A 19,070-nucleotide genomic window follows, 5' to 3' on the forward strand; every position below is an offset into this window, starting at 1 on the left:
CGCTTGGTTCAAGTTTGAAACAAACCTACACTGGCGGCATGACGACTCGCTGGCTCACCCCCGAGGAGCAGCGCGCCTGGCGCGCCTACATCGCCGCTTCGCTGCTCCTGGAGGACGCGATCGACCGGCAGCTCCAGCAGGACGCCGGCATGCCCCACCTTTACTACTCCATCCTGTCCGTCCTGTCCGAGGCTCCGGACCGGCGGCTGCGGATGACCGACCTCGCCGAGCGGCTGAAGATCACGCGCAGCCGGCTGACGTACGCGGTGACGCGGCTGGAGAAGGACGGCATGCTGCGGCGGGAGGCGTGCCGGTACGACAAGCGGGGCAGCATCGCGGCGCTGACCGACGAGGGGTTCGCCGTGCTGGAGCGGGCGGCGCCCGGGCACGTCGAGACCGTGCGGAACTCCCTGTTCGACCGGCTCAGCGCGGAGCAGGTGGGCCAGCTGGAGGCGATCTCCACGGCGATCGCCGAGGGGCTCCAGGAGGACGGGCGGCCGGCGACGGACGGCGTGCCGTGGCGGCGGAGGTCCTCGACGGGCTGTTCGTGACGCGCGCCACACAGGGCCGAACTCTCGTTGCTTCAAATTTAAAGCACGAGTAGGGTTCCGGCCGTGGGTCTGCTTCAAATCTGAAGCAACTCGCTCGACGGCCGTGCTGCCGAACAGGAACGGAACCCGGAGGCCCCGCATGCCCGACACCCCCAGCGTCCTCGCCACCCCGCGCTCCCGCGTCCGGGTCCCGCTGCGCTTCCACGACGGCTACGAGGCCGACGCCGAGCTCGTCACCTTCCACGGCCTGGCCGACGGTCAGGAGCACGTGGCCGTCGTCCTGGGCGAGCCGGGCCCGGTCCCGCTGGTGCGGCTGCACTCCGAGTGCCTGACCGGGGACGTGTTCGGATCCGCCCGCTGCGACTGCGGCCCGCAGCTGCGCGAGGCGGTCGAGCGCATCGCCGAGCGCGGCGGCGTGCTCCTCTACCTCCGCCAGGAGGGCCGGGGCATCGGGCTCTACAACAAGCTGGACGCCTACGCCCTCCAGGACCAGGGCCTGGACACCTACGAGGCGAACGCGGCGCTGGGGCTGCCCGAGGACGCCCGCGACTACACGGCCGCGGCGCAGATGCTGCGGGCCCTCGGCATCGGCGAACTGGACCTGCTCTCCAACAACCCCGACAAGGCCGCCCAGTTGCGCGCCCTGGGCGTCGACGTCCGCGAGCGGGTCCCGACCGGCGTCTTCACCACCGCGCACAACGTCCGCTATCTGCGCGCCAAGGTCCTCCAGACGCAGCACACGCTGCCGCTCGCGTCCCTGACGGAGCTGAACGCCGGCTGAGCCGTCCGGGTCCGAATCCCGCACGGAACGGGACTGCTTGCCCCTTGGCTCTTCGGGTACAGCCTTTGAATGAGGGCGACCTCCGCAGTACCCGGAGCTTAGGAAAGTGACCGTTTCGTGACCGATCTCGACGGCCCCGGTGACCACCGGGCGAGGGGACGGGGTGACGGCCCGGAGGCCGTCGCGGCACAGATCGCCGATGCCGTGGAGAGTCTGACGGCCCTGTGGGCGATCGCCGCCCAGGAAGCGTCCCTGCGGCTGTCCCCGCATCAACTGCGCGCGCTGCGCACCTTGCAGGCGACTCCCGGCCTCAACCTCACGTCCCTGGCGGACCGGCTCGACATCGGCCTGCCCACGGCCAGCCGCCTCTGCGACCGCCTGGCGGCGGCCGGGCTCCTGGAACGCGCCCCGCACCCCGGCACCCGCCGCGAGGTGCAACTCCGGCTCACCGCCCACGGCCACCACGTCCTGGGCGAGGTGGCGGTGAGCCGTGCGCAGGCCCTGACCACGGCGCTGGAGGCGATGGCCCCGGCGGAACGGGCCGCACTCCGCCGCGGACTACGGGGCTTCCTCTCCGCCCGCCACCGCCCGGCCCCACGCAGGGGCGACACAGACGGACCCCGCGGACACGGCTGAGCGCGGGACGGGCCGGGCGGTTGACCGGCCGGGTGTCCCGCGCTCACAGCGGATTCAGGGGGTCATTCGGTCGCCAGCATCCCCGACCGCAGACGGGCCACCGTGCGGGAGAGCAGCCGGGAGACGTGCATCTGGGAGATGCCGAGCCGGGCGCCGATCTCCGCCTGCGTGAGCTCCTCCACGAAACGCAGATGCAGGATGAGGCGCTGGCGTTCGTCGAGTTCGGCGACGAGCGGGGCGAGGGCGTGGAAGTCCTCGACCAGTTCCAGCGCCGGGTCCTCCCCGCCGATGAACTCCGAGAGCTTGGTGTCGCTCTCCTCGGCGTCGGCGCTGATCGTGGCGTCGAGCGAGGAGGAGACATAGCCGTTGGCCGCGATCTGCGCCTCGACGACCTCCTCCTCGGACAGGTTCATCAGGGCCGCCAGCTCCGACACCCGCGGCGCGCGGCCCAGCCGGGAGGCCAGCTCCTCGGTGGCCTTGGCCAGTTCGGTACGGGCCTCCTGCAGCCGGCGCGGGACGTGCACCGCCCAGGACGTGTCACGGAAGAAACGCTTGATCTCACCGACGATGTACGGCACCGCGAAACTGGTGAACTGCACCTCGCGGGAGACCTCGAACCGGTCGATGGCCTTGATCAGCCCGATCACGCCGACCTGGACGACGTCCTCCATGGACTGGCCGCCCGAGCGGAACCGGCGGGCCGCGAAGCGCACCAGCGACATGTTCATCTCGATGAGCGTGTTGCGCGCGTACTGGTATTCGGGAGTGCCCTCCTCCAGCACCGCGAGGCGGTCGAGGAACTGCCCCGTCAGCTCGCGCGCGTCCTGCGGAGGGATCTTCTGCGGCTCCGCGATCTGCGGCAGCTCCTCGCCTGCGTAGGTGGCGGAATCCGTCGTCGTGCCGATGCGCGTGGTCGCGGTCACGGGCCCTCCCTCGTAGTTCCGGCCCGCTCCGATCCCCCGACAGGCCACCTCCACCGCCGCTACCCGCACTCGCCCCGGTCATGCCCCGCGCCGGCCACGTCGAGACGTAGACCACAGTCGGCGCAGGTCGGGGCGGTGTCGGGGTACCCGCACGAAAGGTGTGTCGGACAAGCGGGAGGGTGGGCGGTGCGGTGCTGCGAAGGAGACCGAAGGGCTCGTGGAACGGACAGTTGTTGTTTGACAACTATAGTCGTGGAGCAACAAAGTAACGGTGCCGAGCAGGCGACGGGAAGGGCCCGGAAGGGACGACCCGACGCCCCGGCGGGCAGTTCAGGCAGTCCGGGAGCCGGACGCGCGGGAGTCGTCGGAGTCGTCGTGTATCTGGGCCGCCGCCGCGTCGCAGAAGGCCTCCAGACCCTGCAGCAGCGCGACGCGCTTCGCGGCGGGCATCTGGTCGAGCACGGCGCGCAGCGCTTCCTCGCGGCGCACGCGCAGATCGGCCAGGAAGGCGCGGCCCCGGCTGCTCAGCCGCAGGCGCAGCTCGCGCCGGTCGACCGGGCTCACCACGCGTTCGACGAAACCGGCCGCCTGCAGCCGGTCGCACAGCCGGCTGGTCGAGGGCGGCGTGGAGGCGAGGGAGTCGGCGAGCGTGCGCAGGTTGATGCCCTCGTGGTGCTCGAGGATGAGCAGCACGCGCAGCTGGGACGCGGACGCGGGCGCCGTGGAGGCCCGGCCCCACAGGACTTCCAGCAACTCCGCGGCCGTGGAGGTCACGCGGGCGACCTCTGCGGGCTCAGGGCGGGGTCGGAGGGAAGTCACAGTCACACTCTCGCAGGCACCGGGATGGCCGTCAGCGTACTAGGCGCGCGGCGGCCCGGCGGCGGCGACGGCCCCGGGCCACAACCGCCCCCTCCCCCGCCGGCCGCCCGCCCGCTCATACCCGGGACCCCGCATCCCGCCCCCTCGTCCACAGAGAAAACGTCGATGCCGACCGGCGACCCGTCGGCGCCCGACCGAAGACAGGTGTAGCAACCCCGTGACGACGACCGTGAACAGATTCGTGGCCGCCGAGCGCGCCCTGCGCACGGCGGCACCCCACCAACTGCTGGACGCGGTCCGTCGTGTACTGACCGATCAGTACGCGGCGGACTCCGTCGAGCTCTTCCTCGCCGACTACGGACTGACGGTGCTCCAGCCGGTGTCCGTCCTGCCGCACACCCTCCAGCCGGTGCCGGTGCACAGCAGCCCGGCCGGCCGCGCCTTCGGAGCGCAGGAGCCCCACGTGGAGACCCTCGCGGACGACGTCGTGCGCGCGCATCTGCCGGTCTCCGTGCGCGGCGACCGCCTGGGCGTGCTGACGGTGACCCTGCGCGGCCGCGAGCACGCCCGGGGCGTCCTGGCCGAACTGGCGGAGATCGCCGAGGTGCTGGCACACGAGGTGATCGTGGCCGAGCGGGACACCGACCTCTACCTCCAGGCCCGCCGCCGGGACCGGCTCACCCTGGCCGCCGAGATGCAGTGGCAGCTGCTGCCGGGCCGCTCCTGCGCCCGCCCCGAGTACGAACTGGGCGCCCAGCTGGAACCGGCCTACGGGATCTTCGGCGACAACTTCGACTGGTCCGCCTCGGCCGACCGGCTCAGCCTCTACGTCACCAACGGCATGGGCGAGGGCATAGAGGCCTCCCTGCTGACGAACCTGGCGATCAACGCCCTGCGCAACGCCCGCCGGGCCGGGCTCGGTCTGGCCGACCAGGCGGCCCTCGGCGACCAGGCCGTCTACGCCCACTACCGGGGCCGCTGCTACCTCTCGGTGCTCATGCTCGACATCGACCTGGCCACCGGTCTGGTCCGGGCCGTGGACGCCGGGTCGCCGCGACTGCTGCGGCTGCGGGACGGCACGGTGGAACGGGTGGCCTTCGACGCCCAGCTGCCGCTCGGCATGTTCGAGGAGACCGACTACGTCACCCAGGAGTTCCGGGTCGAGCCGGGCGACCGGCTGGTCTTCGTCAGCGACGGGGTGTACGACGTCGCCTCCCCGGGCGGTGAGACGTACGGCGACGCCGCCCTGGCCCGGGCGATCCAGTCCACCCGGCTGCTGCCCGCCGCCGAGGTGCCCCGGGCCATCCTGCGCGAGCTGACCGGCCACCGCGGCAGGCCCGACCCGGACGACGACGCCCTGGTGGTGTGCCTCGACTGGCGTGGCCGCTGAGCGAGCGGGGAAGGCGCAGGTCGAGAGCGTCCGAAGCCCGGTGTTTGGTGGCTCCGAACGTCGGCACTAATGTTTGTCATACGGCAAGTAACGGACTGAGGCGCCGGAGCGGTCCCGGTCCGGCCCGCGCAAGGGAGCGATGCACGTGTCGGTGTCGGAAGAGACCGCGGAACAGCAGCCGGCCGCGCACCAGGTGAGCGCCTTTCTCGAACGGCGCCGGGAGCAGATCGCCCAGCGCTGGGCCGACGCCGCCCTGTTCCGCACGGTCTTCACCGTCTCACGCGACGAGGCGGTGGAGGCGGGCAGGGCCGTGGCCGCGGCCCTGGCCGCGGTGGCCGCCTCCGGACGCCTGGAGGACATCCGGGCCGCCGGCTTCGAGGCGGTCCGCGACCAGCTGGGGCGGATGGCCGCCTCCCGCGCCCGTACGGGGACCGACCCGGACGGGGTGGCCCGTGAGGTGGCCGCGCTGCGCGAGCCGGCGACCGAGCTGCTGCGCGCCGAGTTCGACGACCCGAACGGCCGCGAGGCCCTGGAGTGCGTCGTGGCGCTCACCGCGCTCATGGGCACGCTGCGCCTGGTCGTCATGGAGACCACCGTCAGTGCGGGCGAGGAGGTGATCGCCCGTCAGCGCGAGCAGCTGCACGAGGTGGCCACCCCGGTGATCAAACTCTGGGAGAGCACCGTCGCCGTCCCGCTGATCGGCACCCTGGACAGCGCGCGCAGCCAGGTCGTCATGGAGTCCCTGCTGGACGCGATCGTCGCCGAGCGCGCCCGGTTCGCGATCCTCGACATCACCGGCGTGCCCACGGTCGACTCGCTGGTCGCCCAGCACCTGATGAAGACGGTGGCGGCGGCGCGGCTGATGGGCGCCGAGTGCATCGTCTCCGGCATCCGGCCCGCCATCGCGCAGACCATCGTCCACCTCGGCATCGACCTCGGCTCGGTGCTCACCCGCGCGAGCCTGGCGGACGCCCTGGCGTACGCGCTCAGCAGGCAGGGCGTCGAGATCGCGCCGCTGCGCACGGCCGACCCGGCGGCGGACGCGGGCGTGCGGTGACCGGGGCGGCGGGGCCCCCGCTGGCCGGGGCCACGGGCGGGTACGGCTTCACGGTGCCGGTCCTCCGGCTGGGCGACGTCCTGCTGGTCACCCTCCAGGGCGAGCTGCACGACGGGATGGCCGAGCAGCTCCAGCACGACATCACCTCCCGGATCGCCGGGTCACGGGTGACCGGCGTGGTCATCGACATCTCCGGCGTGGACATCGTCGACTCCTTCCTGGGCCGGGTCCTCGCCGAGATCGCCGCCGGCGCCGGGCTGCTGGCCGCGCGGACGGTCCTGGCCGGCATGCGCCCGGCGGTCGCCATCACCCTGGTCGAGCTGGGCCTGACCCTGCCCGGACTGCGCACCGCCCTGGACGTCGAGCGCGCCATGGAACTGCTCACCGGCGACCCGCGCGACGGCGAGAGGAGTCCTTGATGACCGCTTCCCGCCATGCCGCCCCGGCCACCCTGCCGATCGGCTCCGACGCCGACCTGGCCTGGGTGCGCCAGCAGGTCCGGCAGGCCGCCGCGGAGCTCGGTTTCGGCCTGGTGCAGCAGACCAAGCTGGTCACGGCCGCCAGCGAGCTGGCCCGCAACACCCTGGTCCACGGCGGGGGCGGTCACGTCGTGCTCACCCCGCTGCACACCGGCCAGGCGCAGGGCCTGAGGCTGTCCTTCGTCGACTCCGGCCCCGGCATCCGGGACCTGGAGCAGGCCATGACCGACGGCTACACCAGCGGCGGCGGACTCGGGCTCGGACTGAGCGGGTCCAAGCGTCTCGTCCAGGAGTTCGAGGTGGACAGCACGCCCGGCGGGGGCACCACCGTCACCGTCACGGCCTGGGCCACCATCGTCCCGCCGACCCGTCCGGGGCTGTGATGAGCAGGGTCTGGGACGTGCCGGTGGCCGACTCGACCCGCGTGCGGGACGTGCGCGTGGCGGCCGAGGAGGCCAGCGCCCGCGCCGGCCTGCCCCCGCAACGGACCGCGACCGCCGCCCTCGTGGCCACGGAGCTGGCCACCAACCTGCTGCGCCACGCGGACGACGGGCACGTCATCATCAACCTGGTCGAGAGCGCGCACGACCAGCGCACGGCCGTGCAGCTGCTCTCCCTGGACCACGGCCCGGGCATCCCGGACGTCGCGCAGGCCATGCGCGACGGCTACAGCACCGCCGCCACCCTGGGCGCCGGGCTCGGCACCTGCCGGCGCATAGCGAACGCCTTCGACCTGCACAGCGCCCCCGGCCGGGGCACCGTGGCGGTGGCCCGCATCGACCACGACCCGGCCGTCCGGGGCTCGGCCCCCTCCCCGCACCCACGGGCCGGCGGCGTCAACGTCCCCCTCGGCCGGGCCGAACACTCCGGGGACGCCTGGGGCTGGGTGCACACCGGCGACCGTCTGACCCTGCTGCTCGCCGACGGTCTCGGCCACGGCCCCAAGGCCGCCGAGGCGTCCACCACCGCCGTGGCCGAGCTGCGGGGCGTGGCGGACCGGTCTCCCGCCGACATCCTGCGGCACCTGGGCCGGTCGCTGCGCAGCACCCGGGGCGCGGCCGTCGCCGTGGCCCAGGTCGACCTCGGCTCCGGCCGGCTGCACTTCGCCGGCACCGGCAACATCGGCGCCCGGCTGCGCACCGACGGCGGCTGGAAGCCGCTGCTGTCCCACCCCGGCATCGTGGGCGCCCAGGCCCCCGCGACCGTACGCGTGCAGCGGGAGTCCTGGCGGGACGACAGCCTGCTCGTCCTGCACAGCGACGGCATGCCCGCCCGCTGGACCCCACCCGACGACGCCGTCCTGCTCCGGTGCGACCCGGCCGTGGTGGCGGCGGTGCTCCTGCGGGACGCGGGAAGCGCGGCCCGGCCGGCCGGGGACGACACGTGCGTGGTGGTGCTCGGAAGCGGCTCCGGCTCCTAGCCCCGGACCGCCCCCCTACCGGGCGGTCCCCGCGGCGCGCAGCGGGCCGGAGGCCGGACGCAGCATCTGCCCCGCCGCCAGTTCCCGGTAGACGGGGCTGACCGCGAGCAGTTCCTCGTGCGTGCCGCAGGCGCTGGTGCGCCCCTCGTCCAGGACGACGATCCGGTCGGCGTGCTGCACGGTGGAGAGCCGGTGCGCGATCACCAGCAGCGCGCACTCGCCGGCCACGTCCTTCATCACCCGGGCGAGCGCGCTCTCGTTGATGGCGTCCAGGTGGGACGTGGGCTCGTCCAGCAGGAGCAGCCGGGGGCGGGCCAGCAGGGCACGGGCCAGGGCCACGCGCTGGCGCTCCCCTCCCGAGAGGGTGCCGCCGCGCTCGCCGAGCATGCCGGACAGGCCGCCGGGCAGCCGGCGTACGACGTCGTCGAGCCGGGCGAGTTCGACGACGCGCCGCACCTCCGCCTCCGGGGCGTCGGGCACGGCGTAGGTGATGTTGTCCCGGAGTGTGCCGTGGACGACGTGGGTGTTCTGGTCGACGACGGCGATACGGGCCCGGCACTCTTCGCGGGTCAGTCCGGCGGCGGGCCGGCCGTCGAACAGCAGCTCTCCGGAGTCCGGCTCGTAGAACCGGGCCACCAGGGCGAAGACCGTGCTCTTCCCGGCGCCCGACCGGCCGACCAGGGCGGTCTGGCTCCGGTACGCAACGGTGAGGTCCACTCCGCGCAGCACCGGCCGGCCCGGGTCGTAGCCGAAGGTGAGGTCGCGCAGTTCGAGGACGGGTTCCTCGCGCGGCGCGGCCCGTACGGCCGGGGCGGTGCCGGGACAGCGGGGCGTGCCGGGCTCCACCGGCTCGGCGGGCAGGGCCAGTGCCTGCTCGACGCGCGTGTAGGCGCCCATGCCCCGCTGGATCAGGCCGACCGCGCGGAACACCGACGACAGGGGCAGGACCAGATAGGAGGCGTAGAGCAGGAAGGCGACCAGGTCGCCGAGGGAGGCGGCGTGACCGCCGACGCGCAGGCCGCCGATCACCAGGACGATCAGGAACGATCCCTGGACGGCGAGTTCGACGGCCGGGCTCATCACCGACGCGAGTTTCGCCGTCCGTACGCCCGCGCCGTACGCCGCCTCGATCCGCTCGCCGATGCGCCGGGCCTCGCGCTCCTCGGCGCGGTGCACCCGGACCATCGCCAGCGCGCCGAGCGCGCGCTCCAGGTCGGCGGCGATCGCGCCGACGGAGCTCTGCGTCCGCTCGGAGGCGGCCCGGATGCCCTTCAGCAGAGACGCCACGACCAGAGCCGCGACCGCGACCGTCGCCGCGACCAGGACCAGCAGCAGGGCGTCGAGCCACAGCATCAGGGCGATCGCGCCGGCCGCGACGAGGGCTCCGGTCACCAGGTCGACCAGGGCCTGGGAGACCACCTCCCGCAGCACGGTGGTGTCGACGGTCACCCGGGAGATCAGGTCGCCGGTGCGGTGCCGGTCGTGCTCCCGCATCTCCAGCCGCAGCAGCCGCGCCACCAGACTGTGCCGCAACTGCCGTACGACGCCCTCGCCCGTGCGCTCCAGGACGAAGCGCCCCACCGCGCCGGTCACCGCCTCGGCCGCGAACAGGACGGCCAGGACCAGCAGCAGGGCCCACGACGGGTGGCCGCCGCCGCCGACGTCCACGGCCTCCTTGGCGACGAGGGGCTGGGCCAGTCCCAGCGCGGAGCCGGCCAGGGTGAGGGCGCAGGCGACGGCGATGGAGGACCGGTGACCGGCGGTGAGCCCGTACAGCGTGCGGACGGCGGCCCGGGTCGAGCGGTCCGGCCCCCGGCACTCGCCGGTGCCGGGCTCCGGTGCCCGGCCGGCGGCCTGGTCGTGCTCCGCCACGGGGTCGCTCATCGGGCCGTGCGGCTCACGGCCGGGACGGTGATGAGCCGGGCGAAGTAGTCGTCCGGCACCCCCTCGCCCACAGGACGTCCGTCCGCCTCGATCCACGCGTGCGCGGTGAAGGGAGGGACGACGCGTACCCCGGTGCACCAGGCCGGCCAGGTGCCGCCGAGCCGGCACAGCAGGACGGCGCCCAGGGACCGGGGCAGACAGCCCTTCGGCCCGGCACAGCGCAGGCTGACCGCGCACAGGGCGTCCCGAGCGTCCCCGGCCTGTGCGGCGGTGGCCGGTGCGGCTCCGCGGCGCAGCACTCCGAGAACCGCGCGGATCCGGCGTGGGGGCAGCAGGGACAGCACGAGGGCGGGCAGGAGCACCAGGCGGGCGGCCAGGCGCCGGGTGAACGGCACACCGGTGGGGCGCTCCAGGGCGCTGGGTGTCGTCATCGCGCCAGCCCCGATTCGCGCAACTCCCGCACGAGCGCCGTGACATCGCGCTCCGCGCCGGCCCGGTCGACGTCGAACCGGGCGACGAGCGCGTCGGCCGCCGCGGCCTCGTCGCCGCCCTGGAGGAGGGTGGTGACCACCAGGGTGGCGGTGGGGTTGAGCTCCCAGTAGTCACCGGTGCGCTCGTCCAGCAGGACGGTGCCGTACGCGGTCTCCGCAGTGGAGACGTCGGGGCCGAACCGCAAGGCCATGGGCGACTGCCTTTCTCCGGTGGGGGTGCGTGGTCAGAGGGCGGGGGTACGGGACAGTCCGCGCAGCCAGACCTCGGCGGCGATGGTCGAGTAGAGGATCGCGTCGCGCAGCCCGGGGGTGGCGGGGCGCTGGGCGAGGCGGCGCAGCGCGTGACCGTCGACCAGGCCGAGCGCTTCGAGCCGGGAGTCCTCCCACAGCGCCAGCAGGTCGCCGCGGTGCGTGCGCAGCCCGTCGGCGGCGTCCATCGAGGCCGCGGCCTTGTCGGTGCGCCGCAGACAGGCGTCGGGCACCACACCCCGCATCGCGGCGGTGAGCAGCGGCTTGTACTGCCAGGGGGAGACGCGCTCGCTCGGCCGCACGGCCAGGCAGGCCTCGATGACCCGGTCGTCGAGGAACGGCGAGGCCATCGGCAGCCCGGCCCGGGCAGCCATGCGGTCCCACTGGCGGATGATGCGGGTGCAGGAGCGGATCTGCTCCAGGTCGGCGTGCAGGCCGCGGTCCGGGTGCAGCGGTGTGGCCGTCGCGGCCGCTTCGCCGAGCGCCCTGCGCACGGCCTGTTCGGCATCGGGGGTGACCCAGTCGAACAGGCGCGGGGGCATGCCCCAGCCGAGACTGGTGGTGACGTTCGCCGGGGACGGGACGCGCAGCCGCCCCGCCGCGTCGGCGAGCCACCTGCCGTACGGCCGGGAGTCGGCCAGCGCCCTGAGCGTGTCGCCCAGGGGCCACTGCCACAGGGCCCGGAAGCCGCGCAGCTGCCGCCACGCGAACAGCGGCCGGGTGCGCGCCAGTCGGTGGTAGTACGCCTCGGAGCACCAGGCCACGTGATCGCCGCCGACGCCGGTCAGATGGAGCCTGCTGCCCCGCTCGGCCAGGGCCGGCAGATGGTGCAGGACCCGGGAGCGGTCCATGACGCCGATGGTGGGCTCGTCCAGCAGGTCGTCGATGGTGAGCAGGTCCTCGTAGACGAGCGGCGAGGCGTCGGCGTCCCACACCACGTGCTCGACGTCCGGCAGGTGCTTGGCGGCCTGTTCCGCCCAGTACAGGTCGGTGTCGGCCGGATCGCGCCCGGGCCAGGTGGCGGCCACCACGCGGGCGGCGGAGCGGTCGGCCAGGAAGCACAGGGAGGTCGAGTCCAGGCCGCCGGAGAGGTCGCAGCTGACCACGCCGCCCGCCCGGGTCCGGGCGTCGACGGCGGCGGTGAGGGCCTCCCGGACCGACGGCGCGCTGTCGGCGAGCGGGCGGACCGGCTCCGGTGGCGTCCACCAGCGCGCGTGCCGGACACCGCGCCCGTCCGCCCCGACGAACAGCGCGTCCTGCGGGGGCACGGCGGTGACATCGCGCCACAGCGACGTCTCGGACAGCGGATAGGGGGCGGGCCACAGCAGCCGTACCGCCAGCCGCTCCGGGTCCGGTGCGGCGCCGAGCGCGCCGGCGAGGACATCCGCGCGGGTGGCGGCCACACGTACGCCGTCCACGGTGGCGTGGAAGACCAGCCGGAGCCCGGACGCGGTCCCCTGCACCCGGAGCCGGCCGTCGAGGGCGGCGACCAGGTGGAAGCTGCCGGGCAGGGAGCGGGCCAGGACGTCCACGTCGGCGAGATCGCGCAACCGCTCGGCGTACCGGCGCAGTTCGCCGGCCTCGACCGGGCAGCAGCCGACGACGGCCAGGGCGGCACGGCCGGCCTGCGCGGTGACGATCTCCTCGTCGGCCCACCGGCCGACCAGCCAGGGCCGGCCGGAGGGGTGCGGAAGGGTTCGGGTCCCGGGGCGGGCGAAGGAGCGGGCCACGGCGGCCGCGTCCTCCCGGTCCGTGAAGACCGTGAAGTGCGCGTCGCCGGGGCCCGTCCCCGCACTCTCGTGCAGTTGCGTCATGACGTCGGGTCAGTGACCGTCGCCCGTCAGTTCTTGCTGAGGATCAGCCGGTCGTTACCGGAGCGCTGCAGGAGACCCGTCTTCTTGCGGAAGGTCCCGAGCCGGACCAGGGTCGGGGCCTCGTATGCCTTCTTCATGATCTCTCCTCCTCTGATGCGGTAGCGCGACCGCTTGCACGGGGCGCAGCACCCAGCTAGCTGCACAACCGGCGTGCAGGACAAGGGCATGAGAGACCGTCAGATCATATGAAGAGAGCGCGCAGGGCCGGTGTGCCGGACCGCACCCAGGAAGCTCGTCCGACGTCGTACGAGGGATGACCGGCCCGCCCACGGAACCTGCAGAAACGCTTCGACGTGCGCGCCTGGGCCGGGATACGGGCCACCGGCCGACCAGCGGCACGGGGTGCCCGGTAGGGAGCCGCCCGGCGCACGGGCTCGTGCGCGCGTGCTCCTGCCACGCTTCCGACCAAAACCCGCGCAACACGAAGGCCCCGGGCCGGATGCACTTCCGTGCACTCCGACCCGGGGCCGAACGGTAGGCCCTGTGGGACTCGAACCCACAACCAATGGATTAAAAGTCCACTGCTCTGCCAATTGAGCTAAGGGCCCGGGCGATGTTGCCCCCACGAGCATAGCCGGACGACGCCGAGTCTCCGATCGGGTATCGGCGTCCCGGCCGCGCCGGAGGGCGAAACAGGGCCGGAACGGCCGAGCGCCGCGGCCCGCACGGGGCCACGGCGCTCGGTCACACGTGGGGGTCAGCCGTTGCGCTTCCAGCGCGGCTTGTCCTCGCGGCGGCCGAAGGAACCGCCGCCGCGGTGGTCGTCACGACGGCCGTAGGGGCGGTCGTGACCGGGACGGTCGTGGCCCGGACGGTCGTGGCCGCCGGGGCGGAAGCCCGGACGGTCGTCGCGGCGGTCGCGGTTGAAGGGACGGTCGCTGCCCCGGTGCCCACCGCGCTCGTCCCGGCGGAAGCCGCCGCGGTCACGGTCGCGGTTGAAGCCACCGCGGTCGTCACGGCGCTCGAAGGAACGCCCGCCACGGTCGTCACGACGCTCGAAGGAACGGCCACCGCGGTCGCCCCGGTCGTCGCGCCGGAAGCCGCCGCGCTCACCGCGGTCGCCCCGGTCCGCGCGGTCGTCCCGGCGGAAGCCGCCACGGTCGTCACGACGCTCGAAGGAACGGCCGCCGCGGTCACGGTCACGGTCGCGGTTGAAGCCACCACGGTCGTCACGGCGCTCGAAGGAACGCCCGCCACGGTCGTCACGGCGGTCGTCACGACGCTCGAAGGAACGGCCGCCACGGTCACGGTCGAAGGAACGGTCGCGGTCGAAGGACCGGTCCCGGTCGGCGTACCGGTCACGCCCGGCCCCGCCGCGCTCCTCACGCCGCTCCCGGCGCTCGTAGGGCGCGGGCGCCTCGGCGCGGTCCTGACGCTCGACGTCCTTGGCGGTCGGCTGCTCGGGCACCGACACCTCGACGGCGACGGGGGCGTCCCCGCCCTCGGCGTCCGCGGCCACGGGCTCCTCGCCGCGCTCACGGGCGACCCGCGCGAGCAGCCGGTCGGCCTCCTCGCGCAGCTCGTTCGCCCGGCGCTGCGCCCGCTCCAGCTCCTTGGCGAGCTGGGCGACCTCACGCTCGGCCTGCTGCGCGGCGTTGCCCACGGACTCGGCCTGCACCTCGGTCATCGACCGGGCGCCGGTGATCTCGGCGACCTCCGGGTCGAAGGCGCCGGCGCCCTGGATGATGTGGCGCGAGGCGTCGACGCCCGCGTCCTCCATCAGCCGGAAGATCTGGCGCCGCTGGTGCGGCAGGGAGAGGGAGACGACCGTGCCGGTCCGGCCGGCCCGCGCGGTGCGGCCCGCGCGGTGCAGGTAGTCCTTGTGGTCACCGGCCGGGTCCACGTTCAGCACCAGGTCGATGCCGTCGACGTGGATGCCGCGGGCGGCGACGTCGGTGGCGACGAGCACGTTGACGTACCCGTCCTTGAAGTCGGCCAGGGTCCGCGTACGCGCGCCCTGCGTCATGCCGCCGTGCAGCGCGTCGGCCTTCACACCGGCGTCGCGCAGCTGCTCGGCGACGCGGTCGGCGCCGAGCTGGGTGCGGACGAAGATGATGGTGCGGCCCTTGCGGGAGGCGATCGCGGCGGTGACCGGCGCCTTGTCCTTGGGCTTCACGATCAGGATGTGGTGCGACATGGTCGTCACGGCACCCTGCGCGGCGTCGACCTCGTGGCTGACCGGGTTGTTCAGGTACCGGTCGACCAGGGTCTTGATCTCGTTCTCCATGGTCGCGGAGAACAGCATCCGCTGGCCGCCCGCCGGGACCTGGTCCAGCAGCTCGGTGACCTCGGGCATGAAGCCCAGGTCCGACATCTGGTCGGCCTCGTCGAGAACGGCGATCTCCACGTTCTCCAGGGAGCAGGCGCCGCGGTTGATGATGTCGCGCAGCCGGCCCGGGGTGGCGACCAGGACGTCGACGCCCTTCTCCAGGGCGTAGATCTGGTTGCCCATGGACGTACCGCCGCAGACGACCTTCATCTTCAGGCCGAGGACGTCGCCGTAGGGCTGGAGGGCGTCGGCCACCTGCATGGCCAGCTCGCGGGTCGGCGTCAGGATGACGGCACGCGGCTTGTGCTTCTCGGTGCGGCCGCCGGCGAGCTGCGCCAGGGTCGGCAGACCGAAGGAGAGGGTCTTGCCGGAGCCGGTACGGCCGCGGCCGAGGATGTCCTTGCCGGCCAGGGCGTCCGGGATGGTCGCGGCCTGGATCGGGAAGGGGGTGGTCACGCCGTTCTGCGCGAGCTTGCGCACGACGCCCTCGGGCAGACCGAGGTCCGCGAAAGTGGCCTCGGGGGTGGTGTCGGCTGCCTCGTTCTCGGGCACGACGACGTGATCAGTACTGGCGATGGACATGCGAATGCGAAACCTTCCGGAGTCTCGTCGGCACGCGCCCGTCAACTCCGTGATTCGCGATTCGCAATACGACCGCCTCAATGCGGTCCACCACGGCAAGGGAGAGTACGCGCCACACGGCGCGCTCTGCGGTGGCGCCGGGCAAGATGGGATCAAACGATCTGCCACCATACGCAGTCCGGGCCGCGTTACGCAAACCGGACCGAGCGGGAGACAGCGGGAAGCGACCCCGCGGCAGACGCCCCGAAGTACTTCCCGAGAGCCCACAACCGCCCCACCGCGCGGAATGTTCCCGCACCGCGACCGGACCCACCGTGGCGACCGCCACACCAGGCCCCCGACCCCCCGCCCCCGCGGCACCAAGGCCCCACGGCCTCGGCACCGGGCCCTCGGTGGAATCCGCCCCCGGCCCGCTCAGGCCGGTGCCCCGGCCTCCGGTGCCGGTTCGCGCTTTTCCAGCTGGGGACCGGGGGGCTCGTGGGCCGACGACGACGGTTCCGGGGTCGGCTCCGGGGACGCCGTCGGCTCCTGCTGCGTCGGGGTCGGCTCCGGCTCCGACGTCCGGGTGGGCGTCGGCTGGGCCGGCGGCTTCGGCGTCGGCTTCCCCGGCTTGCCGGGCTTGGGATCACCGGCCCCCGGCGCGGACGGGCTCGCGTCCGGCGTGGGGGACGCCTCGGGCGACGCCGACTCCCCCGGCCCGCCCCGCTCCCCCTTCTTCCCCTTCTTGTCCTTGCCGCCCCGCTTCCCGTCGACCGCCGCGGGCCCGAAGCCGCCGGCGCCGCCCGACACCGTCGAGCCGCCGCCGGACGCCTCGCCACCGCGCTGCCCGGCGGAGTGAGACGGCTTGGCGCGCCCGCCCGCGTCGTCGTCGCCCACGCTCATACAGCCGGCGGCAGCGGCGACGGCCACGACGGTGGCGGCCAGGCGGACGGGTACGTACAAGGGGCGCACGGGGCCACCTCCGGGAGGGGTGATGGAGTCAACACCTCCAACTCCCGCCGCCCACAAGAGGACACGCGCCCCGTATTCACAACCCGCTCAGCCGTAGCCCAGGGCGTGAAGGCGCTCGTCGTCGATGCCGAAGTGGTGCGCGATCTCGTGCACGACGGTGATCTCCGTCTCGGCGACGACGTCCTCCCGGGACTCGCACATCCGCAGGGTCGGGTTCCGGTAGACGGTGATCCGGTCGGGCAGCACACCGGCGTACCACTCGCCCCGGTCGGTCAGCGGCGTCCCCTCGTAGAGCCCGAGCAGCTCGGGATCGTCCGCGGGCGGTTCGTCCTCGACGAACACCGCGACGTTGTCCATCAGTCGCGTCAGCTCCGGCGGGATCCGGTCGAGCGCCTCGGCGACCAGTTCCTCGAACTCCTCGCGCGTCATCTCCAGCACAGGCCCATTGTCCGCCACGCGGCCTCCCCACGAGAGCCTCCCGGCGCCGCATATCCGGCCGCGGACTTGGGCATACGGGACCAATGGCCCGCGTCCCCGCCGCAGTCCTGAGTGTCCTGAACCCGATCCGCATGGCCCCGCGCGCCCTGGCCCGCCTCTACCGCTCCCGCCAGGCGCCCACCACGATCCAACTCGTACCGCAGCCGCACCCCTGGACCCGTGCGGTGGGACTCGTGACCGTTGTCCTGGTCGGCGCCTGGCTCGGCCTGCTGGTCGTGGGCAACGTCCGGGTCCCGGTCGGCCCCATGAACACGACGATGACCCTGCGCCCGTCCCTCACCGGCGGGACGAAGATCAACATCTCGCCGCTGGGCGCCCTGGAACTGAACAGCCACATCGCCCCCGTCCGTCTGGACGTCAACGTCGACCAGCTCGACCCCGACCGCTCCCAGGCCCTGGTCGACCACCCCGAGCGGCTCTCCGGCCTCCAGGACGAGGTCACCGAGGACGTCGGCCGCGGCACCCTCGACCTGGCCGTGCGCTCCGGCGTAGCGGTCGTCGTGGGCGCCACCGCCCTGGGCCTCGCGGTCTACCGCCGCCCCCGCCGCGCGATGGCCGCCGGCGGCCTGGCCCTCACCCTGCTCGCCGCCTCGGGCGGCACGGCGTACGCCACCTGGCGGCCGGACTCGGTCCTGGAGCCCAAGTTCTCCGGGCTGCTCACCTCCGCCCCCTCCCTGGTCGGCAACGCGCGCAGCATCGTCACGGAATTCGACGTCTACCAGAAGGAGTTGGCCCGCCTGGTCACCAACGTGACCAAGCTCTACGACGCCACCTCCACGCTCCCCGCGTACGCGCCCGACCCCTCCACCATCCGGGTCCTGCACGTCTCCGACATCCATCTCAACCCGGCGAGCTGGAAGATCATCGCCTCGCTGGTGGAGCAGTACCAGGTCGACGTGATCGTCGACTCGGGCGACACGATGGACCACGGCACGGCCGCCGAGAACGGCTTCCTCGACCCCATCGAGGACCTCGGCGCCCCGTACGTCTGGGTCCGCGGCAACCACGACTCGATGATCACCCAGCGCTATCTGGAGGACCTGAAGAACGTCCACGTCCTGGACGACGGCCGGGCCAAGACGATCAAGGGCCTGCGCTTCGCGGGCATCGGCGATCCGCAGTTCACCCCCGACCGCTCCAGGAGCGCCGGCGCCGAGCAGTCCCAGGAACTCGCGGGCGCCCGCCTGGCCACGGCCCTGCGCGACCAGCGCGCCGCGGGCACCCCGGTGGACGTCGCCATCGCCCACGAGCCCTCCGCGGCCCGCGAGGTCGACGGCGAGGTCCCCCTGGTCCTGGCCGGCCATCTCCACCACGACGAGATGGAGGTCCTGAAGTACGGCACGCGGCTGCGCATCGAGGGCTCGACCGGCGGCAGCGGCCTGCGCGCCATCGAGGGCAGGCATCCCGACCCGATCGAGGCGTCGATCCTCTACTTCGACCGGGACACCCGCCATCTCCAGGCCTGGGACGAGATCGAGCTGGGCGGCCTCGGCCTCACGACCGCCGAGGTCAGCCGCCATCTCCCGGAGGAGAACCAGCCCGGCGCCGAACCGTCCGCGAGCACGTCCACCACGGGCACGCCCTCCCCCTCCCCCTAAACCGTTTTGGCGATAGCTCCCGCCATCCCATATGCTTCTCACGTCCCCGACGCGCTGAGAAGCGCCCAGGCGGGCCGATAGCCCTCATCGTCTAGCGGCCTAGGACGCCGCCCTTTCAAGGCGGTAGCACGGGTTCGAATCCCGTTGGGGGCACGCACCACCCTGTGCGACACTGTCGTACGAAGCTTGGTCCTGTGGAGCAGTTTGGAGTGCTCGCCACCCTGTCAAGGTGGAGGCCGCGGGTTCAAATCCCGTCAGGACCGCTGAGGTTTCACGTGAAACCTCGTGGCTGGGTAGCTCAGTTGGTACGAGCGTCCGCCTGAAAAGCGGAAGGTCGCCGGTTCGACCCCGGCCCCAGCCACCGCCGCCCTCACCAGGGCTTGAGCCCCTCTCCGGGATTCCGGAGAGGGGCTCTTTCGTGTCGGCCTGACGGACATGCCCTCCGCTTCCGGACGTCTCCGTGCGGTGCGTGCGGTGCGTGCGGAGCCCAGTGACGAAGGTCCGCCGACCGGCGCTGAGACGGTTGGGACGCATCTCCTGTCCCACCCGTATCGGTTCCTCAGGGGGGACTCGTTGAGCACGTCACCGTCCGGCGGCCGTCACAGACGCCGGATCCGC

The 19,070-nt window shown here is 73.3% G+C and carries 19 protein-coding genes and 4 tRNA genes; 12 read left to right on the forward strand and 11 right to left on the reverse strand.

Annotated features, from left to right (window positions below; translation table 11 throughout):
- Positions 1 to 38: 38 nt before the first annotated feature.
- The 3 genes from CHR28_RS33645 (at position 39) to CHR28_RS33655 (ending at position 1,968) form a co-directional block, all read left to right on the forward strand.
- Positions 39 to 551, forward strand: a complete 513-nt coding sequence (locus tag CHR28_RS33645) for a MarR family winged helix-turn-helix transcriptional regulator (RefSeq protein ID WP_094057523.1) — start codon at positions 39 to 41, stop codon at positions 549 to 551.
- A 139-nt stretch (positions 552 to 690) separates the two neighbouring features.
- Positions 691 to 1,332 carry a GTP cyclohydrolase II gene (locus CHR28_RS33650; protein ID WP_094057524.1) on the forward strand — a complete coding sequence of 214 codons (642 nt, stop codon included), beginning with the start codon at positions 691 to 693 and terminating at the stop codon, positions 1,330 to 1,332.
- 117 nt (positions 1,333 to 1,449) lie between these two features.
- On the forward strand, positions 1,450 to 1,968 hold the full coding sequence (locus tag CHR28_RS33655; protein WP_094057525.1) for a MarR family winged helix-turn-helix transcriptional regulator: 519 nt from the start codon (positions 1,450 to 1,452) through the stop codon (positions 1,966 to 1,968).
- 62 nt (positions 1,969 to 2,030) lie between these two features.
- Here the strand turns inward: CHR28_RS33655 and CHR28_RS33660 are convergent, their stop codons facing one another.
- Entirely contained in the window at positions 2,031 to 2,891 is an 861-nt protein-coding gene (locus tag CHR28_RS33660; RefSeq protein ID WP_094057526.1) for an RNA polymerase sigma factor SigF, read from the reverse strand.
- A 330-nt stretch (positions 2,892 to 3,221) separates the two neighbouring features.
- Complete coding sequence (locus tag CHR28_RS33665) at positions 3,222 to 3,716, reverse strand: MarR family transcriptional regulator (RefSeq protein WP_179272650.1); 495 nt, start codon at positions 3,714 to 3,716, stop codon at positions 3,222 to 3,224.
- 223 nt (positions 3,717 to 3,939) lie between these two features.
- Here CHR28_RS33665 and CHR28_RS33670 point away from each other — a divergent pair, with 223 nt between their 5' ends.
- The 5 genes from CHR28_RS33670 (at position 3,940) to CHR28_RS33690 (ending at position 8,056) form a co-directional block, all read left to right on the forward strand.
- Complete coding sequence (locus CHR28_RS33670; protein WP_179272651.1) at positions 3,940 to 5,100, forward strand: PP2C family protein-serine/threonine phosphatase; 1,161 nt, start codon at positions 3,940 to 3,942, stop codon at positions 5,098 to 5,100.
- A gap of 139 nt (positions 5,101 to 5,239) precedes the next feature.
- On the forward strand, positions 5,240 to 6,157 hold the full coding sequence (locus CHR28_RS33675; RefSeq protein ID WP_094057528.1) for an STAS domain-containing protein: 918 nt from the start codon (positions 5,240 to 5,242) through the stop codon (positions 6,155 to 6,157).
- Positions 6,154 to 6,576 (forward strand): STAS domain-containing protein, encoded by a 423-nt coding sequence (locus tag CHR28_RS33680; protein WP_256984564.1) that lies wholly within the window; start codon positions 6,154 to 6,156, stop codon positions 6,574 to 6,576. Before CHR28_RS33675 ends, CHR28_RS33680 begins: the two co-directional genes overlap by 4 nt.
- Complete coding sequence (locus tag CHR28_RS33685) at positions 6,576 to 7,019, forward strand: ATP-binding protein (protein WP_094057529.1); 444 nt, start codon at positions 6,576 to 6,578, stop codon at positions 7,017 to 7,019. The genes CHR28_RS33680 and CHR28_RS33685 overlap by 1 nt, the downstream gene beginning before the upstream one ends.
- Positions 7,019 to 8,056: an ATP-binding SpoIIE family protein phosphatase gene (locus tag CHR28_RS33690; protein ID WP_094057530.1), complete on the forward strand. Its 1,038-nt coding sequence runs from the start codon at positions 7,019 to 7,021 to the stop codon at positions 8,054 to 8,056. Before CHR28_RS33685 ends, CHR28_RS33690 begins: the two co-directional genes overlap by 1 nt.
- Positions 8,057 to 8,071: 15 nt before the next feature.
- Here the strand turns inward: CHR28_RS33690 and CHR28_RS33695 are convergent, their stop codons facing one another.
- From CHR28_RS33695 to CHR28_RS33730, 9 genes are all read right to left on the reverse strand, one after another.
- Positions 8,072 to 9,940: an ABC transporter ATP-binding protein gene (locus CHR28_RS33695; RefSeq protein WP_094057531.1), complete on the reverse strand. Its 1,869-nt coding sequence runs from the start codon at positions 9,938 to 9,940 to the stop codon at positions 8,072 to 8,074.
- The gene (locus CHR28_RS33700; RefSeq protein ID WP_094057532.1) at positions 9,937 to 10,371 is read right to left on the reverse strand and encodes a lasso peptide biosynthesis B2 protein; all 435 of its coding nucleotides are present in this window, start codon (positions 10,369 to 10,371) and stop codon (positions 9,937 to 9,939) included. The genes CHR28_RS33695 and CHR28_RS33700 overlap by 4 nt, the downstream gene beginning before the upstream one ends.
- On the reverse strand, positions 10,368 to 10,622 hold the full coding sequence (locus tag CHR28_RS33705) for a lasso peptide biosynthesis PqqD family chaperone (RefSeq protein ID WP_094057533.1): 255 nt from the start codon (positions 10,620 to 10,622) through the stop codon (positions 10,368 to 10,370). The genes CHR28_RS33700 and CHR28_RS33705 overlap by 4 nt, the downstream gene beginning before the upstream one ends.
- A 33-nt stretch (positions 10,623 to 10,655) precedes the next feature.
- Positions 10,656 to 12,494, reverse strand: a complete 1,839-nt coding sequence (locus CHR28_RS33710; RefSeq protein WP_094057534.1) for a lasso peptide isopeptide bond-forming cyclase — start codon at positions 12,492 to 12,494, stop codon at positions 10,656 to 10,658.
- Positions 12,495 to 12,520: 26 nt separating this feature from the next.
- A complete protein-coding gene (locus CHR28_RS37360) occupies positions 12,521 to 12,631 on the reverse strand; it encodes a keywimysin-related RiPP (protein ID WP_107473153.1) in 111 nt (36 codons plus the stop codon).
- Positions 12,632 to 13,029: 398 nt separating this feature from the next.
- Positions 13,030 to 13,102: transfer RNA gene (locus CHR28_RS33715), tRNA-Lys, on the reverse strand.
- Positions 13,103 to 13,251: 149 nt separating this feature from the next.
- Positions 13,252 to 15,405, reverse strand: coding sequence for a DEAD/DEAH box helicase (locus tag CHR28_RS33720; RefSeq protein ID WP_094057535.1), 2,154 nt, complete (start codon positions 15,403 to 15,405; stop codon positions 13,252 to 13,254).
- A gap of 414 nt (positions 15,406 to 15,819) precedes the next feature.
- Positions 15,820 to 16,356: a hypothetical protein gene (locus CHR28_RS33725; RefSeq protein ID WP_094057536.1), complete on the reverse strand. Its 537-nt coding sequence runs from the start codon at positions 16,354 to 16,356 to the stop codon at positions 15,820 to 15,822.
- A gap of 87 nt (positions 16,357 to 16,443) precedes the next feature.
- Positions 16,444 to 16,794 (reverse strand): metallopeptidase family protein, encoded by a 351-nt coding sequence (locus CHR28_RS33730; RefSeq protein ID WP_031137833.1) that lies wholly within the window; start codon positions 16,792 to 16,794, stop codon positions 16,444 to 16,446.
- 83 nt (positions 16,795 to 16,877) lie between these two features.
- On the opposite strand from CHR28_RS33730, the gene CHR28_RS33735 reads away from it, so the two are divergent.
- The 4 genes from CHR28_RS33735 (at position 16,878) to CHR28_RS33750 (ending at position 18,813) form a co-directional block, all read left to right on the forward strand.
- Positions 16,878 to 18,452: a metallophosphoesterase family protein gene (locus CHR28_RS33735; RefSeq protein WP_094057537.1), complete on the forward strand. Its 1,575-nt coding sequence runs from the start codon at positions 16,878 to 16,880 to the stop codon at positions 18,450 to 18,452.
- An 80-nt stretch (positions 18,453 to 18,532) separates the two neighbouring features.
- A tRNA-Glu gene (locus tag CHR28_RS33740) sits at positions 18,533 to 18,605 on the forward strand.
- A 35-nt stretch (positions 18,606 to 18,640) separates the two neighbouring features.
- A tRNA-Asp gene (locus CHR28_RS33745) sits at positions 18,641 to 18,715 on the forward strand.
- A 24-nt stretch (positions 18,716 to 18,739) separates the two neighbouring features.
- Positions 18,740 to 18,813, forward strand: a tRNA-Phe gene (locus CHR28_RS33750).
- The last annotated feature ends 257 nt before the right edge of the window (positions 18,814 to 19,070 follow it).

This window comes from Streptomyces sp. XY006 (assembly GCF_002237655.1).
In the GTDB taxonomy this organism is placed as follows: Bacteria; Actinomycetota; Actinomycetes; order Streptomycetales; family Streptomycetaceae; genus Streptomyces; species Streptomyces levis.